General features: G+C 71.2%; 14 protein-coding genes. 11 read left to right on the top strand and 3 right to left on the bottom strand.

Features of this window, described 5'->3' with window-relative positions:
- The first annotated feature begins 118 nt into the window (after positions 1 to 118).
- Positions 119 to 1657 (top strand): MFS transporter, encoded by a 1539-nt coding sequence (locus ABH929_RS07745; protein ID WP_404560743.1) that lies wholly within the window; start codon positions 119 to 121, stop codon positions 1655 to 1657.
- Positions 1658 to 1897: 240 nt separating this feature from the next.
- On the opposite strand, the gene ABH929_RS07740 is transcribed toward ABH929_RS07745, so the two are convergent.
- Positions 1898 to 2926: a GTP-binding protein gene (locus ABH929_RS07740; protein ID WP_404560742.1), complete on the bottom strand. Its 1029-nt coding sequence runs from the start codon at positions 2924 to 2926 to the stop codon at positions 1898 to 1900.
- 57 nt (positions 2927 to 2983) lie between these two features.
- On the opposite strand from ABH929_RS07740, the gene ykgO reads away from it, so the two are divergent.
- Complete coding sequence (gene ykgO / locus ABH929_RS07735; RefSeq protein WP_022905672.1) at positions 2984 to 3106, top strand: type B 50S ribosomal protein L36; 123 nt, start codon at positions 2984 to 2986, stop codon at positions 3104 to 3106.
- Positions 3107 to 3134: 28 nt separating this feature from the next.
- Positions 3135 to 3791, top strand: coding sequence for a histidine phosphatase family protein (locus tag ABH929_RS07730; protein WP_263091259.1), 657 nt, complete (start codon positions 3135 to 3137; stop codon positions 3789 to 3791).
- Between the two features lie 144 nt (positions 3792 to 3935).
- Here ABH929_RS07730 and ABH929_RS07725 read toward each other — a convergent pair whose 3' ends face one another.
- The gene (locus tag ABH929_RS07725; protein ID WP_263091260.1) at positions 3936 to 5696 is read right to left on the bottom strand and encodes a glycerol-3-phosphate dehydrogenase/oxidase; all 1761 of its coding nucleotides are present in this window, start codon (positions 5694 to 5696) and stop codon (positions 3936 to 3938) included.
- A gap of 191 nt (positions 5697 to 5887) precedes the next feature.
- Here ABH929_RS07725 and ABH929_RS07720 point away from each other — a divergent pair, with 191 nt between their 5' ends.
- The 4 genes from ABH929_RS07720 (at position 5888) to ald (ending at position 10530) form a co-directional block, all read left to right on the top strand.
- Positions 5888 to 6850 (top strand): sugar-binding transcriptional regulator, encoded by a 963-nt coding sequence (locus ABH929_RS07720; protein WP_263091261.1) that lies wholly within the window; start codon positions 5888 to 5890, stop codon positions 6848 to 6850.
- 48 nt (positions 6851 to 6898) lie between these two features.
- Positions 6899 to 7858 carry an AraC family transcriptional regulator gene (locus ABH929_RS07715; RefSeq protein ID WP_404560741.1) on the top strand — a complete coding sequence of 320 codons (960 nt, stop codon included), beginning with the start codon at positions 6899 to 6901 and terminating at the stop codon, positions 7856 to 7858.
- A gap of 54 nt (positions 7859 to 7912) precedes the next feature.
- A complete protein-coding gene (locus tag ABH929_RS07710; RefSeq protein WP_263091262.1) occupies positions 7913 to 9301 on the top strand; it encodes an FAD-binding oxidoreductase in 1389 nt (462 codons plus the stop codon).
- Positions 9302 to 9429: 128 nt separating this feature from the next.
- Positions 9430 to 10530 (top strand): alanine dehydrogenase, encoded by a 1101-nt coding sequence (gene ald, locus ABH929_RS07705; RefSeq protein ID WP_263091263.1) that lies wholly within the window; start codon positions 9430 to 9432, stop codon positions 10528 to 10530.
- A 64-nt stretch (positions 10531 to 10594) separates the two neighbouring features.
- Here ald and ABH929_RS07700 read toward each other — a convergent pair whose 3' ends face one another.
- A complete protein-coding gene (locus ABH929_RS07700) occupies positions 10595 to 11395 on the bottom strand; it encodes a tryptophan-rich sensory protein (protein ID WP_404560740.1) in 801 nt (266 codons plus the stop codon).
- A gap of 164 nt (positions 11396 to 11559) precedes the next feature.
- Between ABH929_RS07700 and ABH929_RS07695 the strand changes: the two genes are divergently transcribed.
- The 4 genes from ABH929_RS07695 to ABH929_RS07680 are packed head-to-tail and all read left to right on the top strand — an operon-like array spanning position 11560 to position 16325.
- Entirely contained in the window at positions 11560 to 12543 is a 984-nt protein-coding gene (locus tag ABH929_RS07695; protein WP_240347381.1) for a magnesium and cobalt transport protein CorA, read from the top strand.
- A gap of 14 nt (positions 12544 to 12557) precedes the next feature.
- Positions 12558 to 14672: an alpha-galactosidase gene (locus ABH929_RS07690; RefSeq protein WP_404560737.1), complete on the top strand. Its 2115-nt coding sequence runs from the start codon at positions 12558 to 12560 to the stop codon at positions 14670 to 14672.
- A 60-nt stretch (positions 14673 to 14732) separates the two neighbouring features.
- On the top strand, positions 14733 to 16016 hold the full coding sequence (locus tag ABH929_RS07685) for a chloride channel protein (RefSeq protein ID WP_404560736.1): 1284 nt from the start codon (positions 14733 to 14735) through the stop codon (positions 16014 to 16016).
- 54 nt (positions 16017 to 16070) lie between these two features.
- Positions 16071 to 16325 (top strand): antitoxin, encoded by a 255-nt coding sequence (locus ABH929_RS07680; protein WP_374102075.1) that lies wholly within the window; start codon positions 16071 to 16073, stop codon positions 16323 to 16325.
- Positions 16326 to 16436: the final 111 nt, after the last annotated feature.

The raw sequence follows: 16436 nt of genomic DNA, 5'->3' as shown, positions 1-16436 counted from the left end.
TGAGAATCACCGGCCAATGACATTTCGGTTGCTCGGTAACGTCGCTCGCTGTTCCTGAGCCGGTCTGCACCGGCCCGAGCCGGTCCCTGCCGGCTCGTCACGATCCTCGAGGAGAGACATGGGCTCCGATCCCAGCCGTACCCCGACCCGGCCGCACCGACGCCTGCGCGAGAGCGACGTCACCGTGGTCGACAAGAGCATGATGCGCCGCGCGGTGAGCGGCATGGTCGTCGGCAACACGATGGAGTGGTACGACGTCGGTGTCTACGGCTACCTGGCGGTCACGATGGGGAAGGTCTTCCTGCCGACCGCCGAGCCCGCCGTGCAGATCCTGTTCAGCCTCGGTGTCTTCGCTGCGACGTACATCGCCCGTCCGCTCGGTGGCATCGTCTTCGGCCGTCTCGGCGACCGCATCGGGCGCCAGAAGGTGCTCGCGACGACGCTCATCATGATGGCGGCGTCGACGTTCCTCATCGGTGCGCTGCCCGCCTACGCGACGATCGGGGTGTTCGCACCGATCGTGCTGGTCGTGCTGAAGCTGGCGCAGGGGTTCTCCACCGGTGGTGAGTACGCCGGCGCGACGACCTTCGTGACCGAGTACGCCCCGGACCGTCGCCGCGGGTTCTTCGCGAGCATCCTGGACTTCGGCAGCTACCTGGGCTTCGCGCTCGGTGCGACCGTGGTCTCGGTGCTGCAGATCACCCTCGGCGAGGACGCGATGGTCGCCTACGGCTGGCGCTTCCCGTTCCTGGCGGCCGGTCTGATCGGCGTCGTCGCGATCTGGTTCCGTCTGCGCATCGAGGAGTCGCCGGTGTTCCAGGCGACCCAGGCCGCGCAGGAGGCCGCGTCCGAGACCCGCGCGTCCTTCGACGGGGAGCGTCCCGCGAACGTGCTCGTGATGGTCCGAGACCACTGGCGGCCGATCGTCATCGCGATCATGCTCGTCGCGGCGTCGAACACCGTCGGGTACGCCCTGACCTCGTACATGCCGACCTACCTGACCGACTCGCTCGGGTACTCCCCGCTCGACGGCACACTGCTGACGATCCCGGTGCTCCTGCTGCTGGCGGTCATGCTCCCGCTCACCGGCAAGCTGTCCGACAAGCTCGGTCGACGCGTCGTGATGTGGATCGGTGCCGCGACGACCGTGGTGCTCGTCGTGCCGGCGTTCATGCTGATCGGGCACGGTGCGCAGTGGTCCACGCTGGCCGGGCTCGGGCTGCTCGCACTGATGACCGCGCTGTGGGTGTCGAACCAGGCTGCGTCGCTGCCGGCGCTGTTCCCGACCTCGACGCGGTACGGCGGCATGGGCTTCGCCTACAACATCGCCATCGCGGTCTTCGGTGGGACCACGCCCCTGATCGTGCAGGCGTTGCTGACTGTGACCGGGGACGAGCTCGCTCCCGCGTACTTCCTGATGGCGATGAGCGTCGTCGGTGCGATCGGTGTCTTCTGCATGAAGGAGTCCTCGCGCCGTCCGCTGCCGGGCTCGATGCCGGCGGTCGAGACCGAGGCCGAGGCGAAGGAGCTCGTGCTCACGCAGGACACGAACCCGCACCTGGATCTGGGGGACCTGCCGTTCGCCGCGCAGGACGCCGCAGCCCGGGCCGCGCGCGACGCCGCCGATGCTGAGGCCGAAGCCGTGCCGGCCCGCTGACGCTGGGGGCGCTCGCGACGCGACCACGGGCGGGAGGCGCGGTGCAGGTCCGACCTGCACCGCGCCTCCCGTCTGTGCGTGCGCATGGTGCGACGATCCACGCGTCGATCGACTCGTGTTCTGTCGGAAGATGCGCACGCACCGGATGCGTGCGCATGGTGCGACGATCCACGCGTCGATCGACTCGTGTTCTGTCGGAAGATGCGCACGCACGCACGCGCCCCAGTCGTGCTCCCGCCCTCACTCGTGCCGGTGCTCGGACGCCGGGTCCACCGCCGGCCACACGGGGAACGGGTCCGCCCACCCGCGCCACAGATCCGGCCCGGCCAGCAGCTCCGGCGGCGTGAGCAGCGCGCCGTCGAGGGCTCGTTCGATCGCCCGCACGTCGAGCCGCTCGCCGACGAACCACAGCGCCTGCCCGATCGGGGCGTCGGCGTCCCACGACGGGTTCGCGGTGGGGTCGAGCGCGAGCATCGCCCCGAAGCTCGACCACGAGCCGACGTGGTCCGGGCGTGAGGCGAGCCGGAAGAACCCCTTCGAGCGCAGCACCCGGCCCGAGCTGCCGGCGGCCAGGTCCCGCTCGATCACGGTGGCCAGTCGCCCGGGGTGGAACGGCAGCGGCTCCCGGTAGCGCATCGCGACCAGGTCGTCGCGGGCGTCCCGGCCGGTGTCGGCACCGCTCGACAGGGCGCGCATCCACCCGGCGCCCGAGGCCAGGACCCGAGCGGCCCCGCCGTTCGACGCGGGCAGGTCGCGCGCGGTCCGGAGTGCGGGCAGCGCCACGATCACGGCCTGCGGCGCGAGCCGGTGCAGCAGTGCGACCAGTGCGCGACGGCGGCGCAGGGACAGCGGCGCGAGACGGTCGAGCGCGATGACGGTCGCGTACTCGACGAGTGATGCGACCCGGTCGGCGGCCACGAACGCGTCGTCGACGTCGGACCACAGCAGGTGGGCGACGTCGTCGGCGCGCAGCACCCCGACGACGTGTCGGAGCACCCGGTCGTCGCCGGTCTCGCTCCGGGCGGCGTTCGCGAGCATCATGCCCACGGCGCGGGCGTCGGCGCCGGATCGCAGGGTGACGACGAGGCCGTGGTCGGCGTCGGGGCCGCACACGCGGTCGAGGTGGTCGGCCCGTTCGGCGACCGCGCGGGCCGCTGCGAACGCGCTCCCGTCGACGTGCATCCGGTGCCCGGTGGTGATCCGGGCGGCGACGCGGTCGGCGTCGACCTCGTGGAGGGCGGTGACGAGGGTGATGGCAGCAGCACGCATGTCGGGTACCCTACCTGAAAACCGTTCTCAACAAGAGAGCGCCGACTGAGGAGAACCATGAAGGTCCGCAACTCGCTCAAGGCACTGAAGAAGATCCCCGGCTCGCAGGTCGTCCGGCGCCGCGGCCGGGTCTACGTCATCAACAAGCAGAACCCCCGCTGGAACACCCGCCAGGGCTGACGTCGGCGGCCTTCCGTAGGGTGGATCCATGCGACTGCTGCTCATCCGCCACGGCCAGACCCCCGCGAACGTGAACGGTGTCCTCGACGCCGTGGTGCCCGGACCCGGACTGACCGAGCTCGGCCAGCAGCAGGCAGACGCCCTGCCGGCAGCCCTGGCCGACCGGGGGATCGAGCGGCTCTTCGCCTCGACCATGGTGCGGACGCAGATCACCGCGGCACCCCTGGCGGCGTCGCTCGGGCTCGAGCCCGTCGTGCTCCCGGGGCTCCGTGAGATCGAGGCCGGCGACACCCAGGGCAAGAGCGACACGGTTTCCGTGCAGCTGTACATCTCCACCGTGCACGGCTGGTCCGGCGGGGACCGCAGCACGCGGATGCCGGGCGCGGAGAGCGGGCTCGAGTTCTTCGAGCGGTACGACGACGCCGTGCGGCAGATCGAGGCCACCGGCGTCGGCGTGGCGGCGGCGGTGAGTCACGGTGCGGCGATCCGTACCTGGGCGAGCGCGGCCGCCGACAACACCCCGGACCACTTCGGCACGAAGCGCCACCTCGAGAACACCGGCATCGTCGAGCTCGAGGGGTCCTTCGCCGACGGCTGGCACCTGGTCGACTGGGAGGGCGAGCCCGTCGGCGGCGAGCAGCTCATCGACCGGACCGCACTGGACCCGACCGGCGAGCGCTACTGACGCACGAGAACGCAACCGCGTGACGGACGGGAGGTGGGCCCCACCCGCCGGTACCGGCGCACCGCGCCAGCGGGGTGACGGCCGAGACGGGAGGGACGGTACCAGCTGGTACCGGGCCTCCCGTCCGTCTCGTGGTCGCGTCGACTACGCAAGCTGCGACGCCGGCGCCTGTGCTGTTGCGGACGTCAGCGGCACGATCACGCGGTGCGCCTCGCGCAGCACGTCGAGCGTGCGCTGGACCTCGTCCGCGCGCTCCTCGGGCGTCCAGTCGAGCGCTCCCGCGAGGACGTCGGCCAGCTCGTCGAGCAGGTCGATCGTGACACCGCCGACGAACGCGAGGTTCGTGCGGCGCAGCACCACGTCGACCAGGTGGACGGCCTGCTCGTGCTCGGCGAAGTACGCGACCTCGGCGCGGGTGAGCGACGGGTCGGACTCGAGGGCCTCGACAGGGCCGTCGGTCAGGACGTCCACGACCTCGGCCGCACGGGTGCCGTAGCGCTCGAGCAGGCCCTCGACCAGGGACTCGTCCAGGCCGTCACGGTGTGACGTGATCCACAGGGCGCGCTGCGCGTCGGTGGTCGGGAACTCCTTGCCACCGCCGATCGGCATGCCGGTGGTGTCGACCTTGCGGGTCATGCCGAGCTTCGTGGTGGCCTCGGTCGACAGGTGTGCGGCGAGGGCACGGAACGTCGTCCACTTGCCACCGACGAGCGACAGCACGGTCGAGTCCGGCAGCCCGGCGATCTGGGTGTCCACGATCCGGTAGTCACGCGACACGAAGCCGGGGGCGGTGTCCTCGTGGCGGGGGAGCGGGCGGATGCCGGAGTAGCTGTAGACGATGTGGTCGCGGGTGACGTCGATCTGCGGGAACACGTGCTTGACGAGCCCGAAGAAGTAGTCGATCTCCTCGTCGGTCGTCGTGACCGGCTTCGAGGGGTCGGCGTCGATGTCGGTCGTGCCGATGAGGACCCGGCCCTTGAGCGGGTAGATGAGCACGATGCGTCCGTCGTCGTTCTCGAAGAACAGCTCACGGCCCTTCGTGGCCTCGAGCAGCTCGTCGTTCTGGACGACGATGTGCGAGCCCTTCGTGCCGCCCATGAACTTCGTCTCGCCGCCGAACGCCTCGTTCGTCAGGTCGGTCCAGGGGCCGGACGCGTTGATGACGACCTCGGCGGTGAACGCGAACTCCTCGCCGGTCTCGCGGTCGCGCAGCAGCACGCCGCCGTCGCGGGTGCCGGCTGCCTCGACGTAGTTCGTCGCGCGGGCGGTCGCGGCGGAGCCGGTCCCGGTGCCCGCGGCGATGCCGTCCTTGAGGACGTCGAGGGCCAGGCGCTCGGGCTCGTGCACGCTCGCGTCGTAGTAGGTGCCCGTGTACTTCAGGTCCTTGTTGAGGGCGGGCATGTCCTCGAGCGCGGCCTTCTTGGTGCGGAAGACGTGCTTCGGGACGGAGCCGCCGTCGCGCGAGAAGGAGTCGTAGATCGTCATGCCGATCTTGATGAGCATGGCGCCGCGCTCCTTGGTGGAGCGCTGCTTGTGCGTCAGCATGCGCAGCGGAGCGTTCATGATGCCGGAGAACGTCGAGAAGATCGGCATCGTCGTCTGCAGCGGCTTGACGTAGTGCGGGGCGATGCGGATGAGGCCGTTGCGCTCCTGCACGCTCTCGCGCACCAGGCGGAACTCGCCGTTCTCGAGGTAGCGGATGCCGCCGTGGATCATGTGGCTCGACGCAGCGGACGCACCCGAGGCGTAGTCGCCGCGCTCGACCAGGGCGACGTCGACGCCCTGCAGTGCGAGGTCGCGGAACGTGGCGATGCCGTTGATGCCGCCGCCGACGACGAGGACCTGCGCGTTCGGGCGCTCGGTGAGGGCGGTCACCGTGTTCCGGGGCTGTGTCTTCTTCGACATGGTTCGTCGCTTCCTTCGTCGGTTCTCGTGGTCAGGATCGATCGTGCGCCGGTTTGGGAGGTCGGGCAACTCGCGTGCACGAACGTGCAGCACACGTGTCGTGCGCTCCGATCCGGGGGCCGGGAGGCGCGACAGGGGTTGCAGAGGCCGTGCACGTCCGTGCATGGTTGCGTTCGACAGATCGGAGCACCATGAGCGATGCGGCTCAGCCCATGCGCACGCAGCAGGCGCTGCGCGCTGCCCACCTGTACTACCTGCAGGACCTGACGATGGACGCGATCGCGGACGAACTCGCGACCTCGCGCTCCTCGGTGTCGCGGCTGCTGAAGTACGCCAGGGACACCGGTCTCGTCGACATCCAGATCCGCTCGCCCCTGGACCAGGCCGCCGCGCTGAGCCGCAGCATCCGCTCGCGGTTCGGGGTGCACGCGCACGTCGTGCCGGTGCCGGACCACACGAGCGACGTCGACCGCCTGGAACGGGTCGCCCTGTCCGCCGCCCGGATCCTGACGCAGTACGTCGAGTCGAACATGGTGATCGGGATCTCGTGGGGCTCGACGGTGAGCGCGGTCAGCCGGTACCTGGTGCCGAAGACCACGCACGGGTCGACCGTCGTGCAGATCAACGGCGCCGCGAACACCCGGACCACGGGCATCGTCTACGCCTCGGAGATCCTGCGGCGGTTCGGCGAGGCCTACGGCGCGTTCGTGCAGCAGTTCCCGGTGCCCGCGTTCTTCGACGACCCGGCCACGAAGGAGGCGCTGTTCCGGGAGCGCTCGATCCGGCGCGTGCTCGACCTGCACGAGCGGATGGACCTGGTGGTGTTCGGCGTGGGCGCCCCGCAGGCCCCGGTGCCGTCGCACGTGTACTCCGGCGGCTACCTCGACCCCGCTGACCGCGACGAGCTCACGAAGGCCCAGGTCGTCGGCGACGTCTCGACGGTGTTCTACCGGGCTGACGGGTCGTGGCGGGACATCGGCGTGAACGCGCGCGCCGGCGGGCCGGACCTCGACATCATCAAGCGGGCTCCGCGTCGGGTCTGCGTCGTCGCGGGCCGATCGAAGGCAGCGTCCCTGCGGGGTGCGCTGGCCTCCGGTCTCATCACCGACCTGATCCTGGACGAGAGCGTCGGGCAGGCGATCCTGCAGCCCTGAATCGCGATGTGTCGCGAGTTGTCGGTGGTCCGTCGTAGGTTCTCGGACATGACGCTCTCCATGGACCGGCCGGGCGGTCGGTACTCCCGTCGCGTGGTCGGCACCGACGTCGACCAGGCGCTCGCGTTCTTCGGGCGCGACTACGACTTCCGTGCGCCGGCGGTCCGGCGCACCCGCCCCACCGCGCACTGGGACTTCGCCGGGGTCGGTGACGACCTGATGTCGCTGCGATCGTCGCGCTTCATGGTCGACCTGCGCAGCGAGAGCCAGGTCGACGACGAGTTCCTGGTGGCGTGGATGCGGAGCGGCTCCAGCCAGATCACCTGCGGCGGCGAGACCTGGACGCTCGAAGCGGGCGTTCCGGTCGTGCTGCCGTTCGCCGAGCCGTACTCCCTGCACCACCGCGACATCGCGCTGAACCTCGTCCATCTGGACCGCGACTTCGTGCGGTCGCTCGTCGGCGAGGACGACTTCGCGTTCGAGTCGATGCAGCGTCCGACGGCTGCGGGCACAGCCGTGTGGCAGGACGTGGTCCGGACGTACTCGTCGACGTGGCTCGACGTCGACCACGACCTCGACCCGATCGCGCAGCGCGACATCGCCGAGGCGTTCGCGACCGCCGCGATCCGTGCGTTCCCGCAGCGCGACCGCTGGCGGTCGACCGTGGCCGGCGGCGGTCCGGAGCACGGCCGGGTCCGCCGGGCGCTCGACTTCGTGCACGAGCACGCCCGCGAGCCCATCGGCACACCCGAGATCGCCGCGGCCGCGGGCCTCAGCCCGCGCGGGCTCCAGCAGTCGCTGCGACGGCACCTCGACCAGACCCCCGGCGACCTGCTGCGCGGCGTGCGGCTCGACGGTGCGCGGGCGGACCTGCTCGGGGGTACGCGCGACGAGACCTCGGTCGCCGACGTCGCCCGGTCGTGGGGCTTCGGGCACCTCGGGCGGTTCTCGGCGACGTACCGTGCCCGCTTCGGTGAGCTGCCGAGCGAGTCACTCCGCACGCGCTGACCGCCGTGGAGCACCGAGCCGGGGGAGTCCACCCGGCGGCGGTAGCGTGACGACATGGACACCGTCGTCGCCGCGCTCCGCTCCGCCCTGCAGGACCCCGACGGCACCGTCGTCCGGACCGAACCGGGCGAGCTCGACGCCGCGCGGACCGACAAGTCCGGCTGGATCGCTCCCGGCGGTCCGGTCGCCGTCGTCGAGGCCCGCACCGTCGAGCACGTGCAGGCGACACTCCGGACCTGCTCGGCCCTGGGCGTCCCCGTCGTCCCGCGCGGCGCCGGCACCGGACTGGCGGGGGGCGCGAACGGCACCGCGGGCACGGTCGTGCTCAGCGTGGCGCGGATGGACCGCATCGTCGAGGTGTCCGTCGAGGACGAACTCGCCGTCGTCGAACCCGGGGTGCTCAACGGCGCACTGAACGCCGTCGCCGCCGAGCACGGGCTGCGCTTCGCACCGGACCCGGCGAGTGCGGCGATCGCGAGCATCGGCGGCAACATCGCCACGAACGCCGGTGGCCTTCGGTGCGTGAAGTACGGCGTCACCCGTGAGGCCGTTCTCGGACTCGACGTCGTGCTCGCGGACGGCCGGCTCGTGTCGACCGGCCACCGCACCGTCAAGGGGGTGACCGGTCTCGACCTGACGGCGTTGCTCGTCGGGTCCGAGGGCACGCTCGGCGTCATCGTCGGCGCGACTGTCCGACTCGTCCCGATCCCGGCGGGGGAGCCCGCGACCCTCGGGGCCGTCTACCCGACCGTGCAGCAGGCGGCGGCCGCGGCAGCGGCCGTGGTGGCGGGAGCGGATCGGCCGTCGACGGTCGAGCTGCTGGATGCCCTGGCCCTCGAGGGGATCGCGGCGTACCTGGGACCCGAGGTGATCGTCGAGACGGTGGGGAGCACCGCTGCGGGCGGGGTCTTCCTGCTCGTGGAGTTCGACGGCCCGGGCGCGACCGAGGCCGCGCTGGGAGCCGTGCCGCGCCTCCAGGCAGAGGGCGGAACCGTGCAGCTTGCCGGGTCGGCGGCGGAACGCGAGCGCCTGCTGACGATCCGTCGGTCCTTCCACGCCGCGATGGAGTCGCGCGGCCGGGTGCTCATCGAGGACGTCGCCGTGCCGCGGAGTCGACTCGCCGAGATGTTCGCCCGCGTGGAGGAGATCGGCCGCGAACACGGGGTCTCGATCCCGACCGTGGCGCACGCCGGTGACGGCAACCTGCACCCGAACTTCGTGTTCGACGGCGACGAGGTGCCTGCTCACGTCTGGGACGCCGCCGATGCGATGTTCCGGGCGGCGATCGAGCTGGGCGGGACCCTGACCGGCGAGCACGGCGTGGGGGTGTTGAAGCGTCGGTGGATCGGCGACGAGCTCGGCGATGACGTCCTCGAGCTGCAGCGGGGGATCCGCCGGGTGTTCGACCCGGCGGGCATCCTGAACCCGGGCAAGGTCTTCTGAGCGGTCGACAACCGAATCTCATCGCACGGATTCGCGCTGGCTCATCCGGATGTTCGGCCGTAACATCACCGCAACGAATCCGGCGCTGAATGGTGTGGACGAGAGCACCACCCACGAAGGAGTCTGCGATGCGCATCGGCGTCCCCACCGAGATCAAGAACAACGAGTACCGCGTGGCGGCCACCCCGGCGGGTGTGGCCGAGCTGGCGCTGCACGGCCACCAGGTCCTGGTCCAGGCCGGTGCGGGCACGGGTTCGGCCTTCCCCGACGACGAGTACCGCACCGCCGGCGCCGAGATCGTCGACACCGCCGCCGAGGTCTGGGCGCGCGCCGAGCTGATCCTGAAGGTCAAGGAGCCGGTGGCGTCCGAGTACCCGCTCATCCGCCCCGGCCAGGTGCTCTTCACGTACCTGCACCTGGCGGCCGACCGTCCCCTGACCGATGCACTCATCGACTCCGGGGCCACCGCGATCGCCTACGAGACCGTGCAGCTGCCGGACCGCTCGCTGCCCCTGTTGTCGCCGATGTCCGAGGTCGCCGGGCGGCTGTCGGCCCAGGTCGGCGCCGACAACCTGATGCGCACGAACGGCGGACGCGGACTGCTGCTCGGTGGGGTGCCCGGCACGCCGAAGGGCCGCGTCGTCGTGATCGGCGGTGGCGTCGCAGGCGAGCACGCCGCGACGATGGCGCTCGGCATGGGGGCCGACGTGACGGTCTTCGACATCAGCCTGCCGCGGTTGCGCGCGCTCGACGCCCGGTTCGACGGACGCATCACCACCCTGCGGTCGTCGGCGCACGCCATCGCTGCAGAACTCAGAGAAGCCGACCTGGTGATCGGTTCCGTGCTCATCCCGGGGGCATCCGCACCGAAGCTCGTCACCGATGCCATGGTCGCGGACATGCGGCCGGGATCGGTGCTCGTCGACATCGCGATCGACCAGGGCGGCTGCTTCGAGGGCTCGCACCCGACCACCCACGACGACCCGACGTTCGCGGTGCACGACACCGTGTACTACTGCGTGGCGAACATGCCCGGTGCTGTTCCGCGCACGAGCACGATCTCGCTGACGAACGCGACGCTGCCGTACGCCGTCGCGATCGCCGACCACGGGTGGGAGGCAGCGCTGGCCGCCGACCCGTCGCTCGCCCTCGGGCTGAACGTGCACGCCGGCGAGGTCACGAACGAGGCCGTGGCGGCTGCGCACGGGCTCGTGGCGTCCCCGCGGTAGAGCCCGAGTCCCGAGACTCGGGCTGGGCGACAGTTCTCGCAGCCGAGCGCCCGAGAAGTGTCGCTCAGGCCGAGACTCGGGCCAGCCCACGCGCGCCGGACCAGCCGACACGCGCCCGCACGGCGACCGTCACCACCACGACCGCGGCGGCTGCGACGACCGCAGCGACGGCGGTCGGCGTCGACACCAGCGGACCGTCGAGTCGGGCGACCGCCACCCACGCCAGCCCCCAGGCCAGGGAGAGCATCGGCGCCAGGCGACCCCGATCCCACACGGCCAGCAGCAGCCCGACGAGCCCGGCCACCGCTGCGACGAGCACACCCCAGACGTCCTGCCCGAGGTCGAAGCCCCGGAAGCCCGCTGCGGTCAGCACCGCGGCCGTGTTCGCCGCCGTCGCGACGCACACCCACCCGAGGTAGAGGCCGAACGTGCCGTCGGTGACGATCGCCTCGACGACGCCGGAGGGCTTCGTCCGCCGCAGGATCGTGAACGTCCAGACCAGCACCGCGAGCAGGGCCACGATGATCGGTTCGCTCGCCCACAGGAACCCGAACTGCACTGACAGGATCCACGCCGCGTTGAGCAGCAGCGACAGGATCGCCGGCACGGCCAGCTTCGCGTGCCGGTCGTCGTCCGACGTGCGGAAGAGCTGGCGGACGGCGTAGGCGATGAGGCCGACGTAGACGACGCTCCAGATCGAGAACGCCGGGCCGTCCGGTGCGATGGCGGTCGACGACGCGGACAGCGCGCCGCCGGCAGCGTCCTGGATCGGCGTCCCGCCGGCCGCGCCGGACCCGACGAACGCCCCGACCACCGCGACGACGGCACTCACGGCGACCGCGATGCGCTTCCAGATCCTCTTCATGACCGTTCCCTTCGTCAGCATGCTGATGACCTGCACCGTAGGCGGGCGGTCCTGTCGGGCGCGCAGCGTGCGTTCAGCCTGTGGGGGACGGCGGACGGGAGGCCCGTGGCGGGCCCGCCACGGGCCTCCCGTCCGAAAGCCGGTCACCTGCGTACGGTGGTCGCGTGAGCGTCGAGATGAACACCGTGTACGTCGATCGGATCGCCCCGATGGCGAGTCCGTCGCTGGACGACACCTTCCGGATGCTCGACGAGCAGGGTGCGAGCGCGTGCATCGTGCTGTACCAACCGGACGCGCAGGAGCTCGGCGACGTCGCGGTCGCCCTGGGCCTGCACGAGCTCGCGGTCGAGGACTCCGCCGAGGGGCACCAGCGGCCGAAGCTCGAGCGGTACGGCTCGACGCTCTTCGTTGTCCTCAAGCCCGCGCTCTACAACGACGGGCAGGAAGAGGTGGCGTTCGGCGAGGTGCACGCCTTCGTCGGCGAGGACTTCTTCCTCGTCGTGGTGAAGGCCGACCCGCGCGGCAAGCCGACCGTCCCGCGAGCGCTGCAGCGGATGAGCGGCAAGCCCGGCCTGGTGACGGTCGGACCGCAGGCGCAGCTCTGGGCGCTCATGGACACGATCGTCGACGGCTACGTGCCGGTGATCGACGGGCTGGAAGAGGACATCAACCAGATCGAGGACCAGCTGTTCGCGGGCGAGGCCGGGGTCTCGCGGCGCATCTACGAACTGTTCGGCGAGGTCGTCGACTTCCAGCGCGCGGCCCGCCCGCTGATCCACATCATCGAGAACCTGCACCGCGGCGCCGAGAAGTACCACCTGCCGATCGAGATGCAGCGCCGGTTCCGTGACGTCCTCGACCACGCCATCCGCACGGTGGAGCGGCTGGACACGTTCCGGCAGCTGCTGCAGAACGCGCTGACCGTCGACTCCACCCTGGCGGCGCAGAAGCAGAACGACGACACGAAGCGGATCTCCGGCTGGGCGGCGATCCTGTTCGCCCCGACGCTCATCGCCGCCATCTACGGCATGAACTTCACGCACATGCCCGAGCTGACGTGGACCTGGGGCTACCCGCTGTCGATCGTCGGGATGATCCTGTTCGCCGCGATCCTGTGGGTCGTGTTCAAGGTCAAGCGCTGGTTCTGAGGAACACTGGGGCCGTGACCTCGCACGACCTCGTCCACCTGACCGCCGGGGGCGTCTCCCTCGTCCTCGACTGCCGTGACCACGCGCTGCCCGTGGTGGTGCACTGGGGAGCAGCCCTCGGGCCACTCGACGACGACGCGCTCGTCGCACTCGCCGACGCGGACGTCGCCCCCGTGGCCCAGAACGAGATGGACGACCCCGTCCGTGTCGCCGTGCTGCCCGAGCCGAACCGCGGGTGGAGCGGACGACCCGGCCTGGCCGGACACCGCGACGGCCACGACTGGTCGCCGGCGTTCACCGTGCGGTCGCTCGACGTGACCGACTCGACCGTCACCGCCGAGGCTGCCGACGACACCGCGGGGCTCGCCGTCCGGCTGACGATCGAGGTGCTCGTCTCCGGACTCGTCCGTGCCCGGGCTGCGGTCACGAACACCGCCGACGGCGTCTACACGGTGGACGACCTGACGGTGGCGATGCCGATCCCGTCCGGTGCGCGCGAGGTCCTGGACTTCGCCGGTCGATGGGGCAAGGAACGCACCCCGCAGCGCCGCGAGCTCGTCGTCGGCACCCACCAGCGCGAGAGCCGGAAGGGCCGGACCGGTGCCGACGCCGCGACCGTCCTGACGGTGGGGGAGCCCGGCTTCGGCTTCGCCGGCGGTCAGGTCTGGGGTGTGCACACCGGGTGGAGCGGGAACCACCGGCACCACGCCGAACGCCTGTCGACCGGGCGCCAGGTGATCGGCGGCGGCGAACTGCTGCTGCCGGGCGAGGTCCGGCTCGGCACGGGCGAGACGTACGAGGGGCCGTGGGTGTGGTTCGCCCACGGTGACGGGCTCGACGACCAGGCCCGACGCTTCCACCGGTGGCTCCGCAGCCGCCCACAGCACCCGACGACCCCGCGGCCGATGACGATCAACGTCTGGGAGGCCGTGTACTTCGACCACGACCTCGCTCGGCTGACCGACCTGGCGGAGCGTGCCGCGGCCCTCGGCGTCGAGCGGTACGTGCTCGACGACGGGTGGTTCCGCGGGCGCCGGAACGACCACCTCGGGCTCGGCGACTGGTACGTCGACGAGGACGTCTGGCCCGACGGGCTCGGGCCGATCGTGGACCGCGTCCGGGCCCTCGGCATGGAGTTCGGCCTGTGGTTCGAACCCGAGATGGTGAACGAGGACAGCGACCTCGCCCGCGCTCACCCGGAGTGGATCATGCAGGCGGGCGGCCGACTGCCGATGCGGTCCCGCGACCAGCAGGTGCTCGACCTGGCGATCCCCGAGGCGTACGAGTACGTGCTCGAACGGATGACGGCGATCATCGGCGAGTACGGCATCGAGTACGTCAAGTGGGACCACAACCGCGACCTGGTGGAGGCCGGGTTCCCCGGTGGCGGCGCGGCGGTGCACGAGCAGACCCTGGCGACGTACCGGCTGATGGCGACCCTGAAGGATCGCTTCCCGACGCTCGAGATCGAGTCGTGCGCGTCGGGTGGCGCACGGGTCGACCTCGGCGTGATCGAGCACACCGACCGCGTCTGGGTGTCCGACGACATCGACCCCCTCGAGCGGCAGCAGATGCACCGGTGGACGCAGCAGCTCCTGCCCCCGGAACTCCTCGGCGCGCACATCGCGAGCGGCAGGAACCACTCGACGGGCCGCGTGCACGACCTGGCCTTCCGGGCCGGAACCGCGCTCGTCGGGCACCTGGGCATCGAGTGGGACCTCACCGAGGCGACGGCGGAGGAGTCGGTGTCGCTGGCGGAGTGGATCGCGCTGTACAAGGAGCTGCGCGGGCTGCTGCACGGCGGCGACCTGGTGCGGATGGACGAGGTCGACGACTCCCGGCTCGTGTACGGCACGGTCACACCGGACCGGCAGCAGGCGGTCTTCTTCCTGGCGAGCATCGGGCGGTCCGAGGTGTCCGGCACCGGTCGGGTCACGTTCCGCGACCTCGACCCGGACGTCTCGTACCGCGTCGACCCGATCGTGGTCGGTGACGGGCACGGGATCGTCCGACCGGACTGGTGGAGCGGCGCACGGGTGTTCAGCGGTCGGGTGCTCGGCACGGTCGGCCTGCACCCGCCGCTCATGCCCGCCGACTGCGTGGTCCCGTTCCGTCTCACGGCCGTCTGACGGCAGGTGGGACGACCGGGAGGCCCGGTGCCGGTGATCGGAGCCGCTAGGGTTCTCGACATGCCGCGCTCCGGACACGCGACCCCCGTCTGGGCGCTCAAGCTCGCCGTCGTCACCGCCCTGGTGGGCGTCTCGGGCGGCATCGCCGGCATCGCCGTGTGGCTCGCGTTGCAGCTCATCCAGTTCGTGGCCTTCGGGTACGACTTCGGTGGGCACCTCGAGGCGGCGGACGCACCGTCGGCGCTGAACCGGTTCCTCGCGCTCGTGGCCGCCGGTGTCCTGACGGGCTTCGCCTGGTGGGCGCTCCGGCGCTGGGGGCGTCCGATCGTGTCGGTCACCGCGGCGGTCGGCGGCAAGCGGATGCCCGCACTCGCGACCCTGGCGAACGCCGGCGTGCAGATCCTGGCGGTCGGTCTCGGTGCCTCGATCGGCAAGGAGGTCGCTCCGCGCGAGGTCGGCGCCTGGCTCTCCCAGCTCGTCACCCGTCGTGCCGGTCTCACCCCGCGCGAGACGAAGATCCTGGTCGCCTGCGGAGCGGCGGCGGGCCTCGCCGCGGTGTACGACGTCCCGCTCGGCGGTGCGCTGTTCGCCGTCGAGGTCCTGCTCGGCGAGATCAGCTTCGCCACGGCCCTGCCCGCGTTCGCCACGAGCGCCGTCGCCGCGTTCGTCGCCCGGCTCGTGATCCCGGACGAGGTGCTCTACCACGTGCCGGCGATGCACATGTCGCCGTCGCTGCTCGTCTGGGCGATCATCGTCGGGCCCGTCCTCGGCCTGGCCGGCGTCGGGTTCGTGAAGCTCACCAACCGGCTGCAGGGCATCGCTCCCAAGGGCTGGCACCTGCTCGTCGTGCTGCCGGTGGCGTTCGCGATGGTCGGGCTCATCGCGGTGCCGTTCCCCGAGATCCTCGGCAACGGGCGGGCGCTGGGCCTCGTCGCGATGAACGCCTCGCTCGACGACGGCACCGTCGCCGGCCTGGCGCCGATCGTGCTGCTCCTGCTGCTCGGCGTCGTCCGCACGATCACCACGTCGGCCACCATCGGTGCCGGCGCGGTCGGAGGCACCCTGACGCCGTCGATCGCGATCGGTTCGGCGATCGGCGGCGGCCTCGGTGGCGCGTGGCTCCTGCTCTGGCCGGCCGACGGTCCGGGCCTGGCAGCGTTCGCGTTCGTCGGCGCCGCGGCGTTCCTGGCGACCACGATGCGGGCCCCGTTCACGGCGCTCGTCCTGGTGGTCGAGTTCACGCAGGAGGGCACCGACATCCTCATCCCGTCGCTCCTGGCGGTGTCCGGGGCGGTCGCGGTCGGGTACGTCCTGGCGCGGCGACGCAGCGCCCAGATGGTGTGAACACTTCGTCACGTTCCGGGACAGACGACGGTTCTGCGGCCTACGATCTGCGGCATGACGGAGCGACGGGCTCCGCACCGAGCTGAGGAGCAGGCCATGGCGGGGTTCGACGACATCACGAAGAAGGCCCAGGACTTCCTGAAGGACAACAAGGTCCAGGACGCCCTGAAGAGCGAGAAGGCCGAGGACATCAGCGACAAGGTCCTCGGGGGTGTCGCCGACGCGGTCAAGAAGGCCACCGGCGGCAAGTACGACGACAAGATCGACGGTGCCCGCGACGCTGCGGACAAGAAGATCGGCAACGAGTAGCCCCGCCGTGCGACGGCCCAGGACCCGGCGCGGTCCTGGGCCGTTGCCGTGCCGACTGGACGCCGTCGGGAACAACGGCCACCATTGACGGGTTGCTCCGGAAAGCAACAC

It is taken from the genome of Curtobacterium sp. AB7 (genome assembly GCF_044909335.1).
In the GTDB taxonomy this organism is placed as follows: domain Bacteria; phylum Actinomycetota; class Actinomycetes; order Actinomycetales; family Microbacteriaceae; genus Curtobacterium.
This window is presented reverse-complemented; position numbering and strand designations above follow the sequence as displayed.